At 49.2% G+C, this 1106-nt stretch carries 1 protein-coding gene and 1 pseudogene; both read left to right on the top strand.

Annotated elements, in window-relative coordinates; translation table 11 throughout:
• The first annotated feature begins 78 nt into the window (after window positions 1–78).
• Window positions 79–564, top strand: a complete 486-nt coding sequence (locus tag J5F18_RS19420; RefSeq protein WP_346300150.1) for a PHP domain-containing protein — start codon at window positions 79–81, stop codon at window positions 562–564.
• Window positions 491–1106 (top strand): annotated as a pseudogene (locus J5F18_RS19415) (DNA polymerase III subunit alpha); the annotation flags it as partial. The gene J5F18_RS19420 and the pseudogene J5F18_RS19415, both read left to right, overlap by 74 nt.

Here is a 1106-nt window from a genome sequence, read left to right as displayed (position 1 = left end):
CGGGTGACAGGTGCGCTGCTTTCAGGCACAATGCTAGGTCATTCCAAATCTAAAATAATAACGATGAAATAGGTCCGTATGAGCTCACCAGCGTTTGTACATTTGCGTATCCATAGCGACTTTTCCATGGTCGATGGGTTAGCGAAAGTAAAGCCAATTTGTCAACGAGTGGCTGACTTAAACATGCCAGCGATGGCGCTGACGGATGAAATGAACCTGTGTGGTTTAGTGCGTTATTATCAAACCGCTCGCGGATTAGGTATCAAACCGCTGATCGGTTGCGACTTCAATGTGCTGAGTCCTGATTGGCCGGACGAGCCCTTTCGTTTAACCGCTTTGGCAATGAACGAGACTGGCTACAAAAACCTCACCGAACTTATTTCTGCTGCCTATCTAGCAGGACACCGTTGCGGCAAGCCCTGCATTGATCAAGCTTGGCTGCAACAGTGGGGTGAGGGGCTGCTCCTGTTGTCCGGTAGTCGTGACGGCGATGTTGGCCGCGGACTATTGCGTAATCAAGGCGTTACAGCAAAGCGTTACTTTTTATCAAACCCATTTCCCTGACCGGTTTTACCTCGAATTAAGCCGGACAGGGCGTCCGGATGAAGAGCGTTATGTACATGCAGCAGTGGACTTGGCTGATGAGGCTAACTTGCCCGTCGTCGCGACCAACGAAGTGGTATTTTTGCGCGAGGACGATTTCGAGGCGCACGAAATCCGCGTAGCCATTCATGACAGTTTTACTTTGTCTGATCCACGTCGACCGCAGCGCTACAGTAAACAACAGTACTTGCGCAGCGAAGAAGAGATGCAAGAGCTCTTTGCTGATATTCCGGAAGCGATTGCAAATACAGTTGAAATCGCGCGTCGTTGTAATGTAACGGTGCGACTGAATGAATACTTTTTGCCTAATTTCCCCACGGGTGGTTTAACCGAAGGCGATTTCCTGATTAAGAAATCGAAGGAAGGATTAGAAGATCGCTTAGCTTTCTTATTTCCGGACCCGACCGTTCGTGCCGAGAAGCGTGTGGAGTATGACGAGCGCTTAGCTATCGAACTCGAAGTCATCAATAATATGGGCTTCCCCGGTTACTTCTTAATCGTCA

The sequence above is a fragment of the Halomonas sp. BM-2019 genome (assembly GCF_017584085.1).
This window is presented reverse-complemented; position numbering and strand designations above follow the sequence as displayed.